This is a genomic window from Marinobacter sp. L-13, from assembly GCF_056857715.1.
Genome location: NZ_JBSXNQ010000042.1, coordinates 85,365 through 106,048 on the forward strand (window position 1 = coordinate 85,365; position 20,684 = coordinate 106,048).

The 20,684-nt window shown below is 56.6% G+C and carries 17 protein-coding genes; 8 read left to right on the plus strand and 9 right to left on the minus strand.

The features are described 5' to 3' along the window. Positions 1 to 11: 11 nt before the first annotated feature. Positions 12 to 1,205, minus strand: coding sequence for a DUF445 domain-containing protein (locus AC13DD_RS04950; RefSeq protein WP_482930921.1), 1,194 nt, complete (start codon positions 1,203 to 1,205; stop codon positions 12 to 14). A gap of 220 nt (positions 1,206 to 1,425) precedes the next feature. Continuing rightward, positions 1,426 to 2,013: a Fe-S biogenesis protein NfuA gene (gene nfuA / locus AC13DD_RS04955; RefSeq protein ID WP_459424424.1), complete on the minus strand. Its 588-nt coding sequence runs from the start codon at positions 2,011 to 2,013 to the stop codon at positions 1,426 to 1,428. A gap of 232 nt (positions 2,014 to 2,245) precedes the next feature. On the opposite strand from nfuA, the gene metH reads away from it, so the two are divergent. From metH to AC13DD_RS04975, 4 genes are all read left to right on the plus strand, one after another. After that, positions 2,246 to 5,944, plus strand: a complete 3,699-nt coding sequence (metH, locus tag AC13DD_RS04960) for a methionine synthase (protein WP_482930922.1) — start codon at positions 2,246 to 2,248, stop codon at positions 5,942 to 5,944. Between the two features lie 33 nt (positions 5,945 to 5,977). After that, positions 5,978 to 6,214 (plus strand): DUF2970 domain-containing protein, encoded by a 237-nt coding sequence (locus AC13DD_RS04965; protein ID WP_008171686.1) that lies wholly within the window; start codon positions 5,978 to 5,980, stop codon positions 6,212 to 6,214. Positions 6,215 to 6,574: 360 nt separating this feature from the next. Next, positions 6,575 to 8,227 carry a nitrite/sulfite reductase gene (locus AC13DD_RS04970; protein WP_008171688.1) on the plus strand — a complete coding sequence of 551 codons (1,653 nt, stop codon included), beginning with the start codon at positions 6,575 to 6,577 and terminating at the stop codon, positions 8,225 to 8,227. Beyond that, complete coding sequence (locus AC13DD_RS04975) at positions 8,220 to 8,726, plus strand: DUF934 domain-containing protein (protein WP_008171689.1); 507 nt, start codon at positions 8,220 to 8,222, stop codon at positions 8,724 to 8,726. The genes AC13DD_RS04970 and AC13DD_RS04975 overlap by 8 nt, the downstream gene beginning before the upstream one ends. A 74-nt stretch (positions 8,727 to 8,800) precedes the next feature. Here the strand turns inward: AC13DD_RS04975 and AC13DD_RS04980 are convergent, their stop codons facing one another. Together AC13DD_RS04980 and sohB are read right to left on the minus strand one after the other, a co-directional pair. Next, positions 8,801 to 9,799: a YhdH/YhfP family quinone oxidoreductase gene (locus tag AC13DD_RS04980; protein ID WP_482930923.1), complete on the minus strand. Its 999-nt coding sequence runs from the start codon at positions 9,797 to 9,799 to the stop codon at positions 8,801 to 8,803. A gap of 23 nt (positions 9,800 to 9,822) precedes the next feature. Beyond that, complete coding sequence (gene sohB, locus AC13DD_RS04985; RefSeq protein ID WP_008171694.1) at positions 9,823 to 10,884, minus strand: protease SohB; 1,062 nt, start codon at positions 10,882 to 10,884, stop codon at positions 9,823 to 9,825. Positions 10,885 to 11,115: 231 nt separating this feature from the next. Here sohB and AC13DD_RS04990 point away from each other — a divergent pair, with 231 nt between their 5' ends. Beyond that, positions 11,116 to 11,430: an SCP2 sterol-binding domain-containing protein gene (locus tag AC13DD_RS04990; RefSeq protein WP_008171697.1), complete on the plus strand. Its 315-nt coding sequence runs from the start codon at positions 11,116 to 11,118 to the stop codon at positions 11,428 to 11,430. A 63-nt stretch (positions 11,431 to 11,493) separates the two neighbouring features. On the opposite strand, the gene AC13DD_RS04995 is transcribed toward AC13DD_RS04990, so the two are convergent. The 5 genes from AC13DD_RS04995 to AC13DD_RS05015 all read right to left on the minus strand — a co-directional run bounded on the left by AC13DD_RS04995 (position 11,494) and on the right by AC13DD_RS05015 (position 16,086). After that, positions 11,494 to 12,141, minus strand: a complete 648-nt coding sequence (locus AC13DD_RS04995) for a multidrug transporter (protein WP_405419867.1) — start codon at positions 12,139 to 12,141, stop codon at positions 11,494 to 11,496. Between the two features lie 4 nt (positions 12,142 to 12,145). After that, positions 12,146 to 13,852: a FimL-related protein gene (locus AC13DD_RS05000; RefSeq protein ID WP_008171700.1), complete on the minus strand. Its 1,707-nt coding sequence runs from the start codon at positions 13,850 to 13,852 to the stop codon at positions 12,146 to 12,148. Between the two features lie 218 nt (positions 13,853 to 14,070). Next, the gene (gene dnaQ, locus AC13DD_RS05005; RefSeq protein ID WP_482930924.1) at positions 14,071 to 14,781 is read right to left on the minus strand and encodes a DNA polymerase III subunit epsilon; all 711 of its coding nucleotides are present in this window, start codon (positions 14,779 to 14,781) and stop codon (positions 14,071 to 14,073) included. A gap of 38 nt (positions 14,782 to 14,819) precedes the next feature. Continuing rightward, positions 14,820 to 15,263 carry a ribonuclease HI gene (gene rnhA, locus AC13DD_RS05010; protein ID WP_008171705.1) on the minus strand — a complete coding sequence of 148 codons (444 nt, stop codon included), beginning with the start codon at positions 15,261 to 15,263 and terminating at the stop codon, positions 14,820 to 14,822. Positions 15,264 to 15,291: 28 nt separating this feature from the next. Beyond that, a complete protein-coding gene (locus tag AC13DD_RS05015) occupies positions 15,292 to 16,086 on the minus strand; it encodes a class I SAM-dependent methyltransferase (RefSeq protein WP_014577168.1) in 795 nt (264 codons plus the stop codon). 96 nt (positions 16,087 to 16,182) lie between these two features. Here AC13DD_RS05015 and gloB point away from each other — a divergent pair, with 96 nt between their 5' ends. The 3 genes from gloB to AC13DD_RS05030 all read left to right on the plus strand — a co-directional run bounded on the left by gloB (position 16,183) and on the right by AC13DD_RS05030 (position 20,682). Further along, complete coding sequence (gene gloB, locus AC13DD_RS05020; protein WP_482930925.1) at positions 16,183 to 16,977, plus strand: hydroxyacylglutathione hydrolase; 795 nt, start codon at positions 16,183 to 16,185, stop codon at positions 16,975 to 16,977. Positions 16,978 to 17,145: 168 nt separating this feature from the next. Then, a complete protein-coding gene (locus AC13DD_RS05025; RefSeq protein ID WP_482930926.1) occupies positions 17,146 to 18,846 on the plus strand; it encodes a LysM peptidoglycan-binding domain-containing protein in 1,701 nt (566 codons plus the stop codon). A gap of 12 nt (positions 18,847 to 18,858) precedes the next feature. Further along, positions 18,859 to 20,682 carry an extracellular solute-binding protein gene (locus AC13DD_RS05030; protein ID WP_482930927.1) on the plus strand — a complete coding sequence of 608 codons (1,824 nt, stop codon included), beginning with the start codon at positions 18,859 to 18,861 and terminating at the stop codon, positions 20,680 to 20,682. Positions 20,683 to 20,684 lie beyond the last annotated feature (2 nt).

Genomic DNA, 20,684 nt, shown 5'->3' on the forward strand with positions numbered 1-20,684 from the left:
TTGAGGCAATCTCAAAAGCCTGCAAGGGACAGAAACTGAAGCAGGCCTGCGAGGGCGCCGAAAAGTCCACCCACGAGCATCAACTGTACTTCCTCTTCCCGGAACGCCGGACGAAGAATGTCCTGGAACTCATCGGGTTTCAGCGCTTTCATCTGGTCGGAAAGCACTTCTGCTACTACCGGTGCCCGCTCCCGGTTGAACGCGGGATCACTGAACACATCGCCGGTCGCCAACACCGCCTTCTGGTTCATTACCCGTTGCAGCTCGGTGTAACCCGTCATGCCCATGGTCACCTGAGCAGTCAGCTTCATGATGACAGAGTTGTCCAGCAATGGCCGAAGGTGTTTCTGGATGATTGCGCGTGTCCGGTCGCCATGGCTACCGTTAATCATGGCATCGGCAACTTTTTCGACCGTAATCAGCTCCTCCGCCACCAGCTTTGCCCAGACATCGCTGATCTCCGGTTGCCTGCGCAGAAACAGCCCCTGGATTTTCCAGAACAGAAACCGCCGGGGCCTCAGCGGAGCAAAGATCAGGTTGATTGCAATCCAGTTGGTAACAAAGCCAACCACAAAGCCCCCCAGCGGCAGCAGCCAGGGCTCCGGGTAGCGGGTCCATAATGGCACCAGGAGCGCTCCCAGGATGCCGCCGATAATCGCGCCGCGGTTTATCACGGACTGCAATTCCACGGCACCGGCTTGCTGGAAGATCCGGTTCATCATATCCGGATGCGTCTGCAGTTCCCGGCTGAGCAGGGCCTTGAGGTCCACCAGTTCATCCAGATCGTCGCCGAAATCCTCAACCAGCTCCTCTATCCTGGACGGCAACTGTTCCCTCGCCCACTGGTAAATCCGGTTTCTGACAAACAAAGGCAGGTTGTCCCAGAGAACGGGCTGAATCTCGTACATGACTTCATCGATGTACTCATCCATCCGGGGAGTCACCTGGGAGATAACCTGCTCAACGATGCGCTCAGGTTCAAGCTCCTGGTAAACGGCGTTCAGATCGCCGAACTGTTGAAGAGTCCTGTCGATGCAGATGTGCGCCATTTTCTCTGCCTTGCGGGGGATGACCCCCTGCCAGCCCACCAGACCCACGCCGATGAACTGGACCGGATAGAAGGACATCTGGATGGCAAGCCAGTTGGTCAGCCAGCCAACCACGGCCGCCATGAGAGGCACGGACAGAAGCGCAACGTCGAACAAGTTTGACCCCGGTATGAGAATGTAATCCGGTTAAGCCGGTAATAGTCCCGTCATCAGGCAAACAGGATAGTACCTGCCTGATGTTTCTGTGTATGCGACGAATGATGAAGTAATTGAAATGTCACAACATTGGCCGTGCAGCCATGGTGATGCCGGTAGTGCGGCAGACGGGAGCAGATACCGCGCCCCCTAGGACGCGGTAAACGGGGGACTGACTGCCTTACTGGTAGTAGGCGTTTTCAGTGTAGGAGTGGTCGGTTACGTCACGTACGGCAGTGATTTCCGGTACGCGCTCTTTCAGTGTGGATTCAACGCCCTGCTTGAGTGTCAGGCTCACCGCAGAGCAGCCCTGACAACCACCGCCGAAACGCAGCACAGCCACGGATTCATCGACAATCTCCACCAGGGAAACATCGCCACCGTGGGCCGCCAGGTTCGGATTGATCTCCGACGCCAGAATATAATTTACCCGGTCCGGGAGGGGCGCATCGTCATCAATCTTCGGCACTTTCGCGTTGGGCGCCTTGATCGTCAGCTGACCACCCATCTGGTCTTTCGAGTAATCCACGTACGCTTCCTCAAGGAAGGGCACCGAGTTGTGGTCTAGATACAGGATGAACTTGTCCAGATCGACCTGCTCGTCCGTCGGAACCACTTCATTGGGCGGGCAGTAGGCCAGACAGGTCTCGGCATTTTTGGTGCCGGGCTGGGTAACGAAGATACGCACCCCCATCCCTTCCACGTCCTGTTTCTCGATAAGTTGTGCAAGATAATCCCGTGCGGGATCTGTCACAGTAACCTGAGCCATGTTTTCAACCCGTTTGAAAGTTTGAGTTCATTTTAAGGGAGTTCGCGGGAACATGAAAGACCAAGTAAAATAGTCGGGCTTTACCAGGGTAATGAGTTTCCCGTATTGGCGGGCATCTGCGCAAGGCAATTGATAATCGTCATTCGTACTAAGACTGGCTCAGGCATTTTTGCTATGATCCCGCGCCATTGAAATTAATACAGCGTTAATAACGACATCCGGAAGTAATCCTATGACCGATCGCACCACCCGTCTCGACCAGCTCCAGAAGGCCCTGCAAGAACGCATTGTGATCCTTGATGGCGGCATGGGCACCATGATCCAGAATTTGAAGCTGGACGAGCAAGCGTTCCGGGGTGATCGGTTTGCAGACTACGAGCGGGAGGTCCAGGGCAACAACGACCTGCTGAACCTGACCCAACCCGCACTGCTCCGCAATATCCACGCGGACTACCTGGACGCTGGCGCGGATATTATCGAGACCAATACCTTTAACTCCACCCAGCTCTCCCAGGCGGATTACGGGCTGGAGGCGATTGCCAAAGAGCTCAACGTGGCTGCCGCCCAGTTGGCCCGGCAGATCGCTGATGAATACACCGCGAAGAACCCGGAAAAGCCCCGCTTTGTGGCCGGTGCCGTTGGCCCTACCTCCCGCACGGCCTCCATTTCCCCGGATGTGAACAACCCGGGTTACCGGAACGTCGACTTCCAGACCCTGGTCGACAACTATTACGAGGCGGTCGAAGGCCTCGTTGAAGGCGGTTGCGACCTGATCCTGATCGAAACCATTTTCGACACCCTCAACGCCAAGGCGGCAATCTACGCGACCCAGCAGTATTTTGAAGACAGTGGTATCACCCTGCCGATCATGATTTCCGGCACCATTACTGATGCATCCGGGCGCACACTCTCCGGCCAGACCACCGAAGCCTTCTGGAACTCCGTGGCGCACGCCAAACCCATTTCCGTTGGCCTGAACTGTGCGCTGGGTGCGGATGCCCTGCGCCCTTATGTAGAAGAGCTGTCGGCCAAGGCAGAAACCTATGTCAGCGCCCACCCGAACGCCGGCCTGCCCAACGAGTTCGGCGAATACGACCAGACGCCCGAGGAAATGGCCGAGATTATCGAGGGCTTCGCCCGTGACGGCTTCCTCAACATCATCGGTGGCTGCTGTGGCTCCCGCCCGGATCACATCGAAGCCATTGCCCAGGCAGTCGCCAAGTACCCACCCCGGAAGATCCCCGAGCGCCCGAAGGCATTGCGCCTGTCCGGCCTCGAGCCGTTCACCGGTGACGACAACGTTCTGTTCATTAACGTGGGCGAGCGAACCAACGTTACCGGCTCCAAGCGCTTCCTGCGTCTTATCAAGGAAGAGCAGTACGAAGAAGCCCTCAGCGTTGCCCGGGACCAGGTTGAAAACGGTGCCCAGATTATCGACATCAACATGGATGAGGGCATGCTGGAGTCGAAGGAGGTGATGGTCACCTTCCTGAATCTTGTAGCCTCCGAGCCGGATATCTCCCGGGTGCCGATCATGATCGACTCCTCCAAGTGGGATGTCATCGAAGCCGGCCTGCGCTGCATCCAGGGCAAGGCGGTGGTGAACTCCATCAGTCTCAAGGAGGGCGAAGAGGAGTTCATCAAGCGCGCCAGAGACTGCATGCGCTACGGCGCGGCCGTGGTGGTCATGGCGTTCGATGAACAGGGTCAGGCCGATACCTATGAGCGCAAAACCGAAATCTGCAAACGCTCCTACGATGTTCTGACCGGAATTGGCTTCAACCCGGCCGATATCATCTTCGACCCGAACATCTTCGCCATTGCCACCGGCATCGAAGAGCACAACAACTACGCAGTGGACTTCATTAACGCCACTCGCTGGATTCGCGAAAACCTGCCCCATGCCTCCATTTCCGGTGGTGTGAGCAACGTATCCTTCTCGTTCCGGGGCAATGACGTGGTCCGGGAGGCCATTCATTCGGTCTTCCTCTACCACGCCATCAAGGCTGGCATGAACATGGGGATCGTGAACCCCGGCCAGCTGGTGATCTACGACGAGATCGAACCGGAACTGAAAGAGCTGGTCGAAGACGTTGTCCTGAACCGCCGTGATGATTCCACCGACCGGCTCCTTGAGATCGCCGAACGCTACAAAGGCAAAGGCGGCAAAACCCAGGAGGAAGACCTGGCCTGGCGTGAATGGCCGGTGGAGAAGCGCCTGGAACATGCACTGGTCAAAGGCATTACCACCTATATCGTGGACGATACCGAAGCCTGCCGCCAGAGAGCCACACATCCCATTGAGGTCATTGAAGGCCCATTGATGGATGGCATGAACGTGGTCGGAGACCTCTTCGGCGATGGCAAGATGTTCCTGCCCCAGGTGGTCAAAAGCGCCCGCGTCATGAAACAGGCTGTTGCACACCTGATTCCCTACATCGAAGCGGAGAAAACGGAAGACCAGAAAGCCAAGGGCAAGATCCTGATGGCCACGGTAAAGGGCGATGTCCATGATATCGGCAAGAACATCGTGGGAGTGGTCCTGCAATGCAACAACTATGAGGTGATTGACCTGGGTGTGATGGTGCCCTGCGACAAGATCCTCGCTGCTGCAAAAGAACACGATGTCGACCTTATTGGTCTGAGCGGTCTGATTACACCGTCTCTGGACGAAATGGTCCACGTGGCTCGCGAGATGCAACGACTCGATTTCAACATTCCGCTGATGATCGGTGGCGCAACAACTTCCAAGGCGCATACCGCGGTAAAAATCGAGCCCCAGTACAAGAACGACATCGCGCTGTACGTGTCGGACGCATCCCGCTGCGTGAACGTCGCATCCCAGCTTCTGAGCAAGAATGCGAAGCCCGAGTTTGTGGAAGCCGCCCGAACTGAATATGACGAAATCCGCGAGCGCCGCAAGAACCGGGGTGACCGCACCAAGCTGGTTTCCCTGAAGGAAGCTCGTGATCGCGCCCCCGACATCTCCTTCGAAGGCTACCAGCCTCCAAAGCCGGCTTTCACCGGCATCCGGGTGTTCGAGGAATATGACCTCAACGAGCTGGTGGACTACATCGACTGGACGCCGTTCTTCATGTCCTGGGATATTTCTGGCAAGTACCCGGCCATTTTTGATGACCCGAAGCGTGGCGAGGCTGCCCGCCACCTCTTTGACGATGCCCAGAAGATTCTGCACCGGATGATTGATGAAAAGCGGGTCTCTGCCCGTGGCGTCATCGGTTTCTGGCCAGCCAACCGCCGCGGTGACGATGTTGTGCTTTACACGGACGAATCCTGCACCGAGGAGCTGACTACTCTGCACCACCTCCGTCAGCAGGATGAAAAGGCACCGGGCAAACCCATGATGGCGCTGTCGGATTTTGTCGCGCCTGAAGGCTCCGGGACGGTGGACTACGTGGGCGGTTTCGCGGTCACCACCGGCATTGGTGCAGAAGAATTCTCGGTAGAGTTCAAAGATGCCAACGACGACTATAACGCGATTATGGTGAAGGCGTTGGCCGACCGCCTGGCAGAAGCTTTCGCCGAGCGGATGCACGAGCGGGTTCGCCAGGAGTTCTGGGGCTATGCCGCTGATGAAAAGCTGGCCAACGATGACCTGATCAAGGAAAGGTACCGCGGAATACGTCCGGCACCCGGCTACCCGGCGTGCCCGGACCACACGGAGAAGGCAACCTTGTTCAATTTGCTTGAGGCCACTGATACTGCAGGCATTGAGTTGACCGAGCACTTTGCCATGTTCCCGACCGCTGCCGTCTCCGGCTGGTACTTTGCGCATCCGGAATCCAAGTATTTTGCGGTAGGGAAAATTGGCGCTGACCAGGTTGAGGACTATGCTGAACGCAAAGGCATTTCCAAGGCCGAGGCAGAACGCTGGCTTGCGCCAAGCCTGGCGTACGATCCGGCAGAGTAAGCTTCGGGTGAAGCACAGATCAGGGGCGGATGTATGACTGAATCTTCAGAAGCGGAAAAACGGGACGAAAAAAAGCCGCGTGGACCTGGCGTATTGAAAGTCATGCAAAGCATACTCGCAGGCGCGTTCGGAGTTCAGTCCGACAAGCGCCGGGAAGAGGACTTTTCAAGCCATAGCCCCTGGCCTTACATCATTGCCGGCATTCTGTTCACAGCCAGCTTTGTTGTAGGCCTGATCGTTATTGTAAATCTGGTCCTGGCGAGCCAGTAGACTACTGGCCAGCTACCCAGACCACCGCGAAAGCCACGGCAAGAACCACCAGCAGAACTGCGGCAACGGCATCGGCCTGACTGTCAGAACGTGCGGTCTTTTTCATGTCTGTTCCTCTTTCCGAGTTTTTGTCTCGTGTTTTTCTTGTTATCACGGCAGCAGCGCACACTGCTAACGTCATCCTCCAAGTTAAGCAGTTAATTGATATTCGTCCAGTCCCTTGTTCCTTCTGCTTATCGCCTGAGTCGATAAACATATTTTGAAATAATCATTTTAAGAATAAAAACCCGCTGTTATCCTTCCCGTCAGATATAAGGCCGTCGGCCTGGATATGTCGCTTTCAAGCAGGATCTTCCCACTATGTACGTATATGATGAACACGATCGGCAAATGGCTGCCGAGAGGGTTGCCCAGTTCCGTGACCAGACAGAAAGAGCGCTGGCCGGAGAATTGGCTGAAGACGAGTTTCTTCCCCTTCGCCTGCAGAACGGCCTGTACGTTCAGCGTCTTGCCCCCATGCTCAGGATCTGTGTTCCTTACGGCATGATGCGCTCAGACCAGCTTCGCCGGCTTGCGCGAATCACCCGGGACTACGACAAAGGCTATGCGCACTTCACCACTCGCCAAAATGTGCAGCTTAACTGGCCGGCGCTGGAAGACGTTCCCGACATTCTTGCAGAACTCGCTGAAGTGGAAATGCACGCCAACCAGACCAGCGGCAACTGCATTCGTAATACCACCACAGACCAGTTCTCCGGTGTTCAGTCGGACGAGATTGCGGATCCGCGGCCCTACTGCGAAATCATTCGCCAGTGGTCCACGTTCCATCCGGAATTTGCCTTCCTGCCGCGGAAATTCAAGGTTGCCGTAAACGCGTCCGAGCAAACCGATCGAGCCGCCATCCAGGTGCACGACATCGGGCTTCAGATGGTACGCAACGAGGCCGGCGATCTCGGTTTCCGGGTACACGTGGGCGGTGGTCTTGGCCGTACGCCCATGGTCGGGCCGGTAATTCGCGATTTCCTGCCGGAACTGGATCTGTTGACCTACCTGGAGGCCGTGCTTCGCGTCTATAACCGATACGGTCGGCGCGACAACAAGTTCAAGGCCCGGATCAAGATTCTGGTGAAGGCTCTGACCCCTGAGGGCTTTGCTGAAAAGGTGGAAGCAGAGTGGCAGCATATCAAGGAATCCCCGACCCGGCTGACGCCCGAGGCGATTCAACGTATCCAGGGCTACTTTACCGAACCGGATTACGCAGCTATCGACAATGCCACGGACCTGCTGGCCAGCCAGCGGTTTGAGAACCGGGGCTTTGACCAGTGGCTGACCCACAACGTGGACACCCACAAGAAGGCAGGCTATGCCATCGTCTCCCTGACGATGAAGAAAACCGGCACTCCTCCTGGCGATGTCAGTGACAAGCAGCTTGAACAGATTGCCGATCTGGCAGACGAGTTCAGCTTCGGTGAAATCCGGGTCACTCACCAACAGAACGTGGTGCTGGCCGATGTGCGCCAGGATCGGCTGTTTGAACTGTGGCAGGCGATTACGCCCATGGGTTTCGGTACCGCGAACCTGAACACCCTGACTGATGTTATCTGCTGCCCCGGCGGTGATTACTGCGCCCTGGCCAATGCCAAGTCCATCCCGGTGGCCGAGGCCATCCAGCGGCAGTTCGATGATCTGGATTATCTGTACGACCTGGGCAATATCGATCTGAACATTTCCGGCTGCATGAATGCCTGCGGCCACCACCACGTCGGCAACATTGGTGTTCTCGGTGTCGACAAGAAAGGCCAGGAGTTCTATCAAATCAGTCTGGGCGGGTCGTCCCATCATGATGCCTCAATCGGCAAGATTCTGGGGCCTTCCTTTGCACGGGATGAGATGCCCAAGGTGATTTCAAAGATCATTGATGTCTACGTGGACAAGCGCACGGAAGAGGAAACCTTCCTCGACACCTATCGCCGCGTAGGAATTGATCCATTCAAGGAGCGGGTTTATGCCTAACGTTATTTCTCCGGATGGCAGCATCCGCCAGGACAACTGGGTAGTGGTGCCCCGCCCCGCCGAGGGCGAATCGCTGGATATTCCGGCCGACCAGCCGGCGTTAATCCCTGCGGATCTCTGGCTGGCAGGCTATGAGCATTTTACCGGACGGCAGGAGATTGGCGTGTGGTTCGACAGCCACGACGAGCCGGAGATTCTGGACGGTCGGGTGAACGAACTGCCGGTAATTGCTGTGAATTTTCCGAAGTTCAGTGACGGGCGTGGTTACAGCATTGGCCGGCTACTGCGTGAACGTTTCGGCTACAAGAATGAGCTTCGGGCGATTGGAGACGTGTTGCTGGATCAGCTGCAGTTCATGAAGCGCTGCGGATTCGATGCTTATGTCCTTCGGGCTGACAAGGACATCAACAAAGCTGCGCGGTGCCTGAACTTCTTCAGCCAGGGCTACCAGGCCGCGACCGATACGGAGATCCCGCTGTTCCGGCGTCGGGCCTCCTAGTTATGAAGCTTTAGAGTACGAAGAGAGGGGCTTTTCCCTCTCTTCTATTCCATCTTATCGGTTGGAGTCGCTTCTTATTTAGAGTGATCCAGGACAATCTTGCCGGCTGATTCACCTTTCAAGAACGCCTTCAGCGCCCCATCCAGCTCACTGCGACCGATATCCCGGGCAGACGCTTCGGTCTTCGGACACGCCCACTCCCCGGCGAATTTCTTCCATACCGCTTCTTTCTCTGGCAGGGGAATCTCTACCGAATCGACACCCAGCAGATTCACGCCTCGCAGGATAAACGGCAGCACGGTGGTCTGAAGGCCCGGACCGGCTACGAGACCACAACAGGATACTGAGCCACCAGGCTTGATCTGCTTGAGCAGTTCGGCCAATGGGCTACCACCCACCGTATCGACAGCGTTCGCAACTGCCGGTTTAACGAGGGGTTTCTTATCCTCGGCCAGGGTTTCACGACCCACAACTTCTTTAGCCCCAAGAGCTTTGAGATCGTCTGCATGGTCGGCCTTGCCGCTTATGGCGACGACGTCGAACCCAAGTTTGGCAAGCAGTTCCACCGCAACGGTGCCAACGGCACCGGAGGCTCCTGAAACAGCGACTTTGCCCTGCTCCGGCTTGGCGCCCATAGTCAGAAGCTTCTGAACACAGAGACCGGCGGTGAGGCCGGCGGTGCCATAGATCATAGCGGTACGAGCGTTCCATCCTTCCGGCATGGGAACACACCAGGCGGCAGGTACGCGGATGTATTCGCCAAAACCGCCGTCTGTATTCATGCCCAGGTCGTACCCGGTCACGATAACCGGACTGCCGTTCGAGGGGTTGCCAGTGGCGGAATCGACGACCTCTCCTGCTGCATCAATACCCGGGGTATGGGGAAAGGAACGGGTAACGCCCTTATTGCCGGAAGCCGACAGCGCATCCTTGTAGTTGAGAGAAGAGTGGCTTACCCGTATCAGGACGTCACCATCAGGAAGGTCGGCAGTACTCAAAGATTTCTCCGCACCGACATACTCGCCGTTCTGCTCTTCAACGCGCCAGGCCTTGAATTCGGAATTGGTGGTCATCATTCTTCTCCGCTTTCGGTGGTCTACTGGAACTTCTGGTTGCGGAAGGCGCCCAGGACTTTCCAGACAGTGTGTTCAAGCGCCGAACTGGTGGCCAATCCGAGTTTTTCCGGAAGGGTCCGCTTGCGCTGATATGCCACTGAGACTACGTCTGCCCGGTCGCAGGCTTCAATGAGATATTCGTCGGAGGTCTTGATCTCGTCGATCAGTTTCACTTCGAGCGCTCGCTTGCCGAACCAGATATCTCCATTGGCAACGGCTGCAATGTCCAGGTCCGGCCGGCGTTCGCTGACATACTCTTTGAAAAGACCGTGAGTGTCTTCAAGATCTTCCAGAAATTTCTGTCGGCCTTTATCGGTGTTTTCACCAAATATAGTCATGGTGCGTTTGTGCTCTCCAGCGGTGAGCACCTCGAAGTCCACGTCGTTCTTCTTGAGGAAACGATGGAAATTCGGAAGCTGGGCAACCACACCGATCGAGCCCAGGATGGCAAAGGGCGAAGCAACGATCCTGTCTGCGACGCAGGCCATCATGTAGCCTCCACTGGCCGCCACCTTGTCAACGCAGGCGGTGAGGCGAAGACCCTTGCTGCGAATCCGGTCCAGCTGGGCGGCCGCAAGGCCATAGGAATGAACCAGCCCACCACCGCTTTCGAGGCGGATAACCACTTCGTCTTTTTCCGGATCGGCAATACTCAGCACCGCAGTAATTGCCCTGCGAAGCGGATCTGTGTCGCTGGCTTTGATATCGCCGTCGAAATCCAGAACATAGACGCGACCACGACTGTCATCCTGCTCATCGGTATTCTTCGCGGCCTTGGCCGCTTTCTTCTCCGCCTTCTGAGCCTTTTTCCGGGCCTTCTGGAACACCTTTCTTTGGTGATCAGACATCAGCCGTGACTGAATCGATTCACGCAGCTTTTCGTATTTCTCGTTGAGTTTCCGGATCTTGAGTTCTCCCTCGCCCTCATGATCGCCCCGATCCTTCTGGGCCGCGGACATGATGACAGAGATCACTACCAGGGCCGCCACCACGAAAGTAACGATCTTGGCCAAAAACAAACCGTATTCTGTCAGGAACTCCAAAGTGCTTCTCCAACTCAGTGTGCGGGAACAAGAGTGTAACTTACCGAATTTATGGTGATAAGGAGAGCAAAAAAATTAAAACAAGCGTTCGATCGATCTTGACAGGGCCGACCACTCACCATAAAGTCGGATTGCGAGGTCGGCTCTACCCGGGCACCCGATCAGGCTCGTGCAGCCAGGGACATCAAGCCGTCGTGATCATGACTAGACAACCATCAAAAGGGTAAAACAATGTCTGTAGCTCAGGTATTTGAACAACTCGAACAGAATTTCAACGCAGACGCAGCTCAAGGCCTGGACCTGGTATTCCAGTTCGACATCGAGGACGACAAGACCTACCACCTCGTTATTAATGACGGCACCTGCAAAATGCACGAAGGCGCCCATGACGATCCATCCGTTACCCTGATCATGAACTCCGAAACCCTGCAGGGCATCGTTTCAGGCGAGACCGACGGCATGCAGGCATTCATGGCAGGTCAACTGCGCGCCGAAGGCGATATGATGCTGGCAACCAAATTGGGCGAACTGTTCAAGATGGGCTGATTGCCCCCCGTCAAGCACAAAAAAGCCTGCGTCTCGACGCAGGCTTTTTTTATGCCCGAGAATCTATTGATTCCAGAACTGCACGGCTTCCCTCGCCTGCTCGTTTACCGGAACAGCAACCAGACCCGAAGAGGATAGCTTTACCTCGAAAACAGCCCCATCCCGCATTGGCATGAACGTCATGCTTCCGTCCACGGCCTCCACAAACGGCAAGTTGAATTGACGGTCCCACTGCCAGAGATCAGGCCAGATGCCTTCAGCGAGGCCTATGGAAGTCCTCGGAGCCGACCGCTCCTGCTCAAGCGACGTGTAACGCCCGCTCAATTGCTCGAGCCGGTAACCGGGAGCGATATCAAGCCAACGGAAGGGGCCGGTAAAACGGAGAATCCTGGCGTCCATCTGCCATTGATCGCCCTGCAGCGTTCTCACCACAGACAACCCATCCTGACTCTGGAGGGAAACCTGCCAGATCTGTTCGGCCTGTCTCTGGGTGGAGATGCTTGCCGCGGTCTGCAAGCCTACCAGTGAATGATAGCTGCTCAGATTTACCGCAATCACGAGGACATATAAACCGGCCAGAATGACACCGAAAACCGCCGTTCCTTTAATCCAGGTGAGCAACCATCGGGGGTGCCTGAAAAACAGCAGGCCCGCTATAACCATCACAGCGCCGGCAGCGGCCAGTACAATGATAGCGAGCGTGTGGGACATGGAACTACAAACCTACATCGTCCAGCGACGATTCAGCCAGTTTCAGTAGATCTACGTTGCGGTCTTCGCTTTTGCCAATACTCTCGATGTAGTACTCCAGCGAAGTCAGAGCGTCCGCCAGCGCCTCGAGCACCTGGGCGGCTGGCGCTTCCTTCGCATCCAGCAAGCGCTCCTGGATTGAAGCCGCAACCCGCTCAAGAACCCCGGCGGCTCCGGGATCATTCACCATTTGCAGGCCACCCCAGATGCTGTGCAGGGTTGCAGGCAGATTGGCAAGATGCAGTTTGTCGTAGTCGGATTCGATAAAAGCGGTGATTGCACGCTTTGCCAGGGTCAATGCCCCACGGGCTTCGTCAGCCACGACATAGAGCGCCTCACGGAGGTAGACAGACTCCTCCCGCTTGCGTTCACCACCGGCCAACGCGTCGGTTTCCGACGTGATGCCGCGGGTCACGATCTGCATGACGGCGTCTTCGATTCCCAGGACGGAATCGGCGAGTCGATACAGTTCATCATCACCGGGCAAGCGAGATTCTGCTTCCCAACCCCGAAGCTTGCTCGCCTCTTCTCTTGAAACGCCCGCCAGCTTGTTCAGGTCAAGCATCACCAAAGTGTTGGCCAGTCGTTCGAGGGCATCGGCAATCGAAGACAGCTCCGCCAGATCCGGCTCGATACCGCGTTCAATGATGTCCAGCTTGTCCTTCAACTGGTTCAGTTCATCCTGAAGGGCTTCCGAAAGGGATTTAAGGACATCACTGCCAGGACCGTACAACCTGCTCGCATGGGCTTCCAGCATGGAATCCGGAAAATCCGCCGGCGCGAGATGGTAAGCGGATAACACCTCGGTAACTTCAGGGTTAGCAGACCCGCTGCGGTACAGCAGATAGACCAGATCCCGAATCAGCGAATCCGGCGCGTCTTTACCCGTGGCAACCTTGCCCACGTACACCACTTCCCGGGCGTACTTCTCGATCCGCATGAACATGCGCTTGCGGGCCTTGTTAAAGACCATAGCGCGATCAAGCATGGTGTCCGCAACAATGCCGACAAGGCACCACATCTGCCCCATAGGTGCGCCCTGGCAAAGGCGGGCAAGTCCTCTCGAAGCGCGGCCAATCAATTTCTTGTTTACCACATCGTTCCGGTCGCGAAGAATTCCCAAAAGCGCAACCTGGAAGGTCAGGCGCATGCGACGCGCCATGACTTCGTAATCCGCCTCATTGCCTTCAAACGGCTGCAATGACAAACCGGCACAAAAATCCGGCCTCTCTTTGACATCGACATCAAAAAAACAGGATTCGGGATAGGGTTTTTCCCGGCGGGCCTCTCGGAGGTCATTGATCACGGGAAGCAACAGCTCGGGATGATCTTCCCGCTGCTGATGATAGTACTCGACATAGCGCCGAAGAATGAACAGAGCGCTATTGAGGGTAGTAAGGAGGATGTTTTTGTCGTCATTAGCGCCAACGGGAACGTCGTTGGCCATAGTTACTGCTTCCTGGCACAGCAGGGTTCCGCCCCGCAGCTCCACCAGAATAAAAATGCCCCGCAACTGGTTGATGAAATCAACACAGTTCTGGAGATCCTCACCCCTTTCGCGGTTTTCCTGAAAGCGTTCAAGGCTGGATTCTGCCTGCTTGATGGTCTGCTCTATTTCACTTTTGACCAGATCAAACGACTGCGATTTCGTCGCGAGAGACGACTGAACCATAAACGCTTCCCGTTAATGTTGCGGAGACTACCGCATCCTCTTTGGTGGTCACTGGTCCGGCTGTCGCGTACCAGGCCTTTTTGTTCTGGGCCGGCTAACCCCTTTTCCGGCCAAAGCCAGTTCGCAAAAAACTGGCGAACTTATCATTACTTATAACATAAAACTCAAGTACCTCAAGAAAGGCGGAATGTAACATTTGGTACAGCCCGACCCAGTTCTCATTCCGGGCTCCGGAGTTTACCCCACACAGTTTCGCCCGCCTGTTTTTCGAGCAGGGACATGAACTCTTCGTGGGCTTCGGCCTCTGAACTAGAGGCACGAACCACCGACAGGGGCGCTCTGTCAGCAGGCAGCCTTCGAATTCCGCCGTTACCGCCACCGTTCTCGGATCCGGCATCCAGTGACAGCGCGGTCTGGCCACCGGTAAGCAGGAGGTAAACATCGGCCAGGATCTCCGCATCCAGCAACGCGCCGTGGAGGTCACGGTTGCTGTTGTCCACACCGTAGCGCTTGCAGAGCGCATCAAGGTTGTTCTTCTGCCCCGGGTGACGGGCCCTTGCGATAGCGAGCGAGTCCACGATTCCGCAGTGGTCCGCGGTTTTCCGTACCGGCTTGAGACGGGCGAATTCCGAGTCCATGAAGCCGACGTCGAACGCAGCGTTATGGATAACCAGCTCGGCGCCCTTGATGAACTCGAAGAACTCATCGGCGATTTCCGCGAAACGGGGTTTGTCGGCAAGGAACTCGTTGGTGATGCCGTGAACAGTGATCGCCTCAGCCTCTACTTCCCGGTCCGGGTTGATATAGACATGGTAGTTGCGGCCGGTGAGCTGGCGCTCCATCAATTCAACACAACCGATCTCGATGATCCGGTGACCTTCTGCCGGGTCGATACCCGTGGTTTCTGTATCCAGTACGATCTGTCTCATTGCCTGTACCTGGTTAACTGTATTTATGCGCTCTGAATCTATGCGCCGGAAAGCTCGTCGACACCGCGATTGGCCAGTTCATCCGCCAGTTCATTGTCAGGAACACCAGAGTGCCCTTTTACCCAGTGCCAGTTAATCTGGTGCCGGGCCACTTCGGCATCCAGCTCGCGCCAGAGATCTTCGTTCTTCACGGGCTTTTTCGCGGAGGTCTTCCAGCCGTTCCGCTTCCAGCCTGCCATCCATTCCGTAATGCCTTTGCGCACGTACTGCGAATCCGTAAACAGCTCCACCTCGCACGGGCGCTTCAGGGCCTCCAGACCACGGATGGCTGCCATTAATTCCATGCGGTTGTTCGTGGTATTCGCCTCCCCGCCGTGCAGGGTCTTTCGATTGTCGCCATAGCGCAAAACCACGCCCCAGCCGCCGGGCCCGGGGTTGCCTTTGCAGGCGCCATCCGTATAGAGGGTTACCTTGCCGGCCATTCAGCCTCCTGATTTAATTTTCGGTGATTCACTTCGGTCTGTTAATCGGCGAGCCACTGCGGCTGCAACCTCGGGAGGCGCCAACGGTACCGGTGCCCGGCAGGGCAATCACCTTGCTTTGGCGCCAGACGGGGCGCCTTGGCAACCGGGCGTGGACGCGTTTTTTGGCAAGGATACAGTAATAGGCGCCTACTGGCAGGAGTCGATTTCCGGACAAACGGTTGTCAATCCGGCTCGTCGGCTTGCGACCACTGCGCTGCAGTGGTGGCCTGAAAAACCGGGTAATCGACGCTTCGACATTAAAGCCCAGCAAGTGCAGCCAGTCTTCCATGCGTCCGCGCAAGAGGAAGCGACCGCCCCACGGGCCCTCGCTGCTCCTGGAGATCAGTTTGCGCGCGCCCCAGAGGCTCAGAGGGTTAAAACCAAACAGCGCCATCGTGCCCTCTCCCCGGAGCACGCGCGCCGCCTCGCGAATCACCTGGTGAGGGTAAGGAGAGAAATCGGCCGTGTGATGCAGCACGACAAGATCCATCGAGTCACCGGGAAAGGCCAGCTCGTCGGCATCGCAGATGGCGACTCCATCCGGAATATGGGGATACCATCTTGGCGCTGTCATGATCTTCTGGGAAAAATCCGTGCCGGTAGCCAATGGCAGCCGATGGCTGATCCCCACCTGCAACTGCCTGGCGCCTGTCAGACGCTGTAGCTCGGCGTCGACAAAGCGTCTCTGGTCGGCCAACAGTGCCCGACCAAGCGGGGTCTGGAACCAGCGCTCAAAGCTCTCATGTCTGGCGGAATAATCAACTGCCTCGGATTCACTCACCAATGCGCCACTCCAGGAAGCCCTTTCCCATGGTTGGGGCCTTGTATTTAATGCTCTATCATATCAGTCACATTCGATAAGCACATGTGGGGCCCTATGCTGACCATTTCCGCCATACCCGCCTTCAGTGACAACTATATCTGGTGCCTTTCCGACACCGCCAGCGACAAGGCGCTGATCGTGGACCCGGGCCAGGCCCAACCGGTCCTGGACCATCTGGCCGAGAACGGACTGACCCTGGATACCATTCTGGTGACCCACCATCATCCGGACCATGTCGGCGGTGTCAAAGAATTGCTCTCCCGTTTTCCGGATTGCAGGGTAACGGGCCCCGCGGATTCGCCCTACAAAGGCAGTACCAACCTGGTTCATCCCGGTGACGAGGTGATCTGGGAAGATATCACCTTCCAGGTCCTGGGCGTTCCCGGCCATACTCTCGATCATATTGCCTACTTCACCGACGTCGAGGTAAATGGTCGGCCGGTTCTCTTCTGTGGCGATACCCTTTTTGTCTGCGGATGCGGACGTCTGTTCGAGGGCTCACCGGAGCAGATGCGTCAGTCTCTTCAGACCCTCCGGGCGCTGCCTGGCAAGACCGCCGTTTACTGCGCCCACGAGTACACCCTCGCGAACCTGCGCTTTGCCCGCAGCTGGTTGCCGGAAGACGAAGGTCTCCGGACGTTCGAGCAGGAATGTCAGGCCGCCCGCGATGCAGGAAAACCGACGGTTCCTTCAATCCTCGAGAACGAGAAACGGCTCAATCCGTTTCTGCGGTGGGATGATCCGGCGGTAGTGGACTCGGCACGGGCCTATTGCTCAAGCCGCGGCCTGCCCGCCGATTCCGAGAATGCCATTTTTGCGGCCATTCGCCACGGCAAGGATAATTTCTGACGCCTGGTGATACGCACTTAACAAATCCTCTCAGAGCCGTAACGAGAGGTTTCTTGACCCCTTTTTAATCGGTCCCATAGAATCATTTCAAAATTGTGACCGTAAATTGTTCAATATGCCGGAGTTTCAGATGCTGAATCCGGCCTCAACCTGAACCCGGATGCTGTTATGTCGGCCAGACGATTGTCGTTTTTGTTTTTCGCCGGAGCCCTCGCGAGTGGCTGCACCAGCCTGATCAGCCAGGGAGAGCAAAGCCCGCTGAACACACAGGAAGTTACGGTCGCCGCGGGCGATGAAGGGCTCAAGAAAGCTGTCGAGACCGGAGAAAACCGTGACGCTGCCCGCGACGAGCCGCTGGACGAAGCTATTGCTCCGGAATTGAAGGATGCTGCCAGGGATGCCCGGGAGAAGCTCGACAATCCGGTTCAGAAAACCGTTGAGGCGGAGGCAGTTGAGCAAGATCTGTGGGCAAGACTGCGCTCAGGATTTGTTCTGGATCACGATATCGACAATGAACGAGTTCGGGACCAGTTGAACTGGTATGCCCGACATCCCGGCTACATTGACCGGGTTGTGGAACGCGGCAGTCGCTACCTTCACTATATCGTCAACGAGACCGAAAAGCGGGGCTTGCCTGCCGAATATGCTCTGCTCCCCGTTGTTGAAAGCGCGTTCGATCCGTTTGCCTACTCCCATGGGCGCGCGGCCGGTCTCTGGCAATTCATTCCCTCCACGGGCAAATACTTTGGCCTGACACAGAGCTGGTGGCACGATGACCGTCGTGACGTCATCGCCGCAACCGACGCTGCCCTGACCTATCTCGAGCGCCTCGCAAACCGGTTTGATGGCGACCACACGCTCGCCCTTGCCGCCTACAACAGCGGCGGCGGCACGGTTTCCAGCGCCATGCGCCGCAACCGGAACGCCAACAAGCCGACAGACTTCTGGTCTCTTCACCTGCCCCGGGAGACCAGACACTACGTCCCCAAACTGATTGCTCTGGCGAAAATATTCGACAATCCCGAGGCCTATGGCATCGAACTGCCATCGCTGAAAGACGAACCCTACTTCGAAGTTGTTGATACCGGCTCCCAGCTCGACCTTGCCCAGGCGGCAGAACTGGCCGGAGTAGATGTCGACGAGATCTACCTCCTGAACCCCTCCTACAATCGCTGGGCAACTTCGCCGGATGGACCTCACCGGTTGCTCGTTCCGGTTGGGAATGCGGAGACGTTCCGTGCCGCCCTGGCTGAAATTCCAGCCAATCAACGGGTGTCCTGGCGCAACTACGAAGTCAAATCCGGAGACAGTCTCAATTCGATCTCCCGCAAGTTCTCCACAACGCCGTCAGTGCTGCAGCAGGTCAACAATCTGGACAGCGACCTGATACGAATTGGCCAGCGCCTGATGATTCCCTTTGCTTCCAAGGGCAGCGATGCTTACGCCCTGAGCGCCTCCCAGCGCCTTGAGCGCAAACAGGAGCGTAAGCGGGACGGTAACAAGGTTCGTTACACGGTGCGCAAGGGCGACACCTTCTGGGACATTGCCCGCGAGCACCGGGTGTCCGTACGTGAAGTTGCTGCCTGGAACGGTATGGCGCCGGGCGATCCGCTGATACCCGGCAAGGAACTGGTCATCTGGTCCAAAACCAGTCAGCCGACGGTTGTGGCAGCCAACAGTGGCCGTGGCAAGGCTATGGTTCGGAAAGTAGGCTACCGGGTGCGCAAAGGCGACTCCCTTGCCCGGATTGCCAGCAGGTTTTCCGTGAATGTGCGGGACATCGCAAGCTGGAACGATCTGAATACCGCCCGTTATCTGCAACCCGGGCAAAGTCTGGTACTCTACGTTGATATCCGAAACAGTCCCTGACGTGCGAGACTTATGACAAGAACACGGAAAGCCTCATCCCTTACGTCGTTTTTATCAGCCCTGGCACTTATTGCCACACCGCTTATCTCACCCTTTTCCGTCGCCGACGAGGCAATGCCAGCCCATGGCATTGCCATGCACGGGGACACCAAATACCCCGCCGGGTTCAGCCACTTCGATTACGTGAATCCGGAAGCCCCGAAAGGCGGCACCCTGAAAATGGCGGTTGTTGCCAACGGCTTCGACTCATTCAATCCTTTTGATATCCGGGGTGTTGCCGCCGCGGGCATCAGCAACTATCTGTATGACACACTCCTTGAGTCGTCTGACGATGAGCCCTTTTCGGCCTACGGCCTGATTGCCGAATCCCTGGAGACACCCGAAGACCGGAGCTATGTGGTTTTCAATATCCGTGAACAGGCGCGGTTCCACGATGGCGAAGCCATTACCGCTGAGGATGTGAAATTCTCCTTCGACACGCTTACTACCCAGGGGCACCCCTTCTTCCGGAACTACTACGCTGACGTCGAAACAGTCACGATAGAAAGCCCTCAGCGAGTACGTTTTGACTTCAAGGAAACCAGCAATCGGGAACTTCCGCTGATCCTCGGCCAGATGCCCATTTTGCCCCAACACTACTGGGCCGATCGAGAATTTGGCAAGAATGGCCTCAACCCGCCGTTGGGCAGTGGCCCCTACCGGATTGGTGACTTCGAAGCAGGCCGGTCGATTACTTACGAACGCGTTGACGATTACTGGGCACAGGATCTAGGCGTCCGGAATGGCCGCTTCAACTTCGATCAGATCACCTACGACTACTACACCGATGACACCGTGGCGCTGGAGGGCTTCAAGGCCGGCAGTTTCGATTTCCGGTTGGAGTCTTCTGCAAAGAACTGGGCCACAGCCTACACTGGGGAGCGGTTCGAAGACGGCACGATCATCAAGGAAGCCATCGAACATCACCGGCCTTCAGGCATGCAGGGTTTTGCCTTCAACACCCGCAGAAAGGTGTTTTCCGACCCGCTGGTTCGTGAAGCGCTGGCCTATGGTTTCGACTTCCAGTGGGCCAACAAGAACCTCTTCTTCGACCAGTACACCCGTACCGACAGCTACTTTGAAAACAGCGATCTCGCTTCCTCGGGTCTCCCCACCGGCCGTGAACTGGAAATACTCGAACCTTACCGGGATCAGTTGCCCGATGATGTGTTTACCGAGGAGTACCAGCCACCCACCACCGAAGGCCAGCAGGGCCTCCGCGAGAATCTGAGGACGGCTCTGGGTCTGCTCAAGTCCGCCGGGTATATCATCCGCGATGGCAAGATGGTACACGGCGAAACCGGCGAACCACTGGCGTTCGAAATCCTGCTGTTCCAGAAAAGCTTCGAGCGGGTGGTTCTGCCTTTCAAGAACAACCTCGGCCGTCTCGGTATCGATGTGACCGTACGCCTCGTGGACAGCAACCAGTACATCCAGCGCCTGCGGGAATTCGATTTCGATATGATCACCCAGGTGTTCGGCCAATCGGATTCCCCGGGCAATGAACAGCGGGAATACTGGCATTCATCCACCGTGGATGCCAAAGGCTCACGGAATTACATGGGCGTGAGCGATCCGGTGATCGACGAGCTTGTGAACATGGTCATTCAGGCGCCAAACCGAGAGGAACTGGTTTACCGGGTTCGCGCCTTGGACCGGGTTCTGCTGCACCACTATTATGTGATTCCTCACTGGCACCTGAGAAGCGACCGTGTCGCCTACTGGAACCATCTGCAACGTCCAGCCGAGACGCCGAAAAACGGCATTGATCTGGACAACTGGTGGGCGAAGCCCTGAGG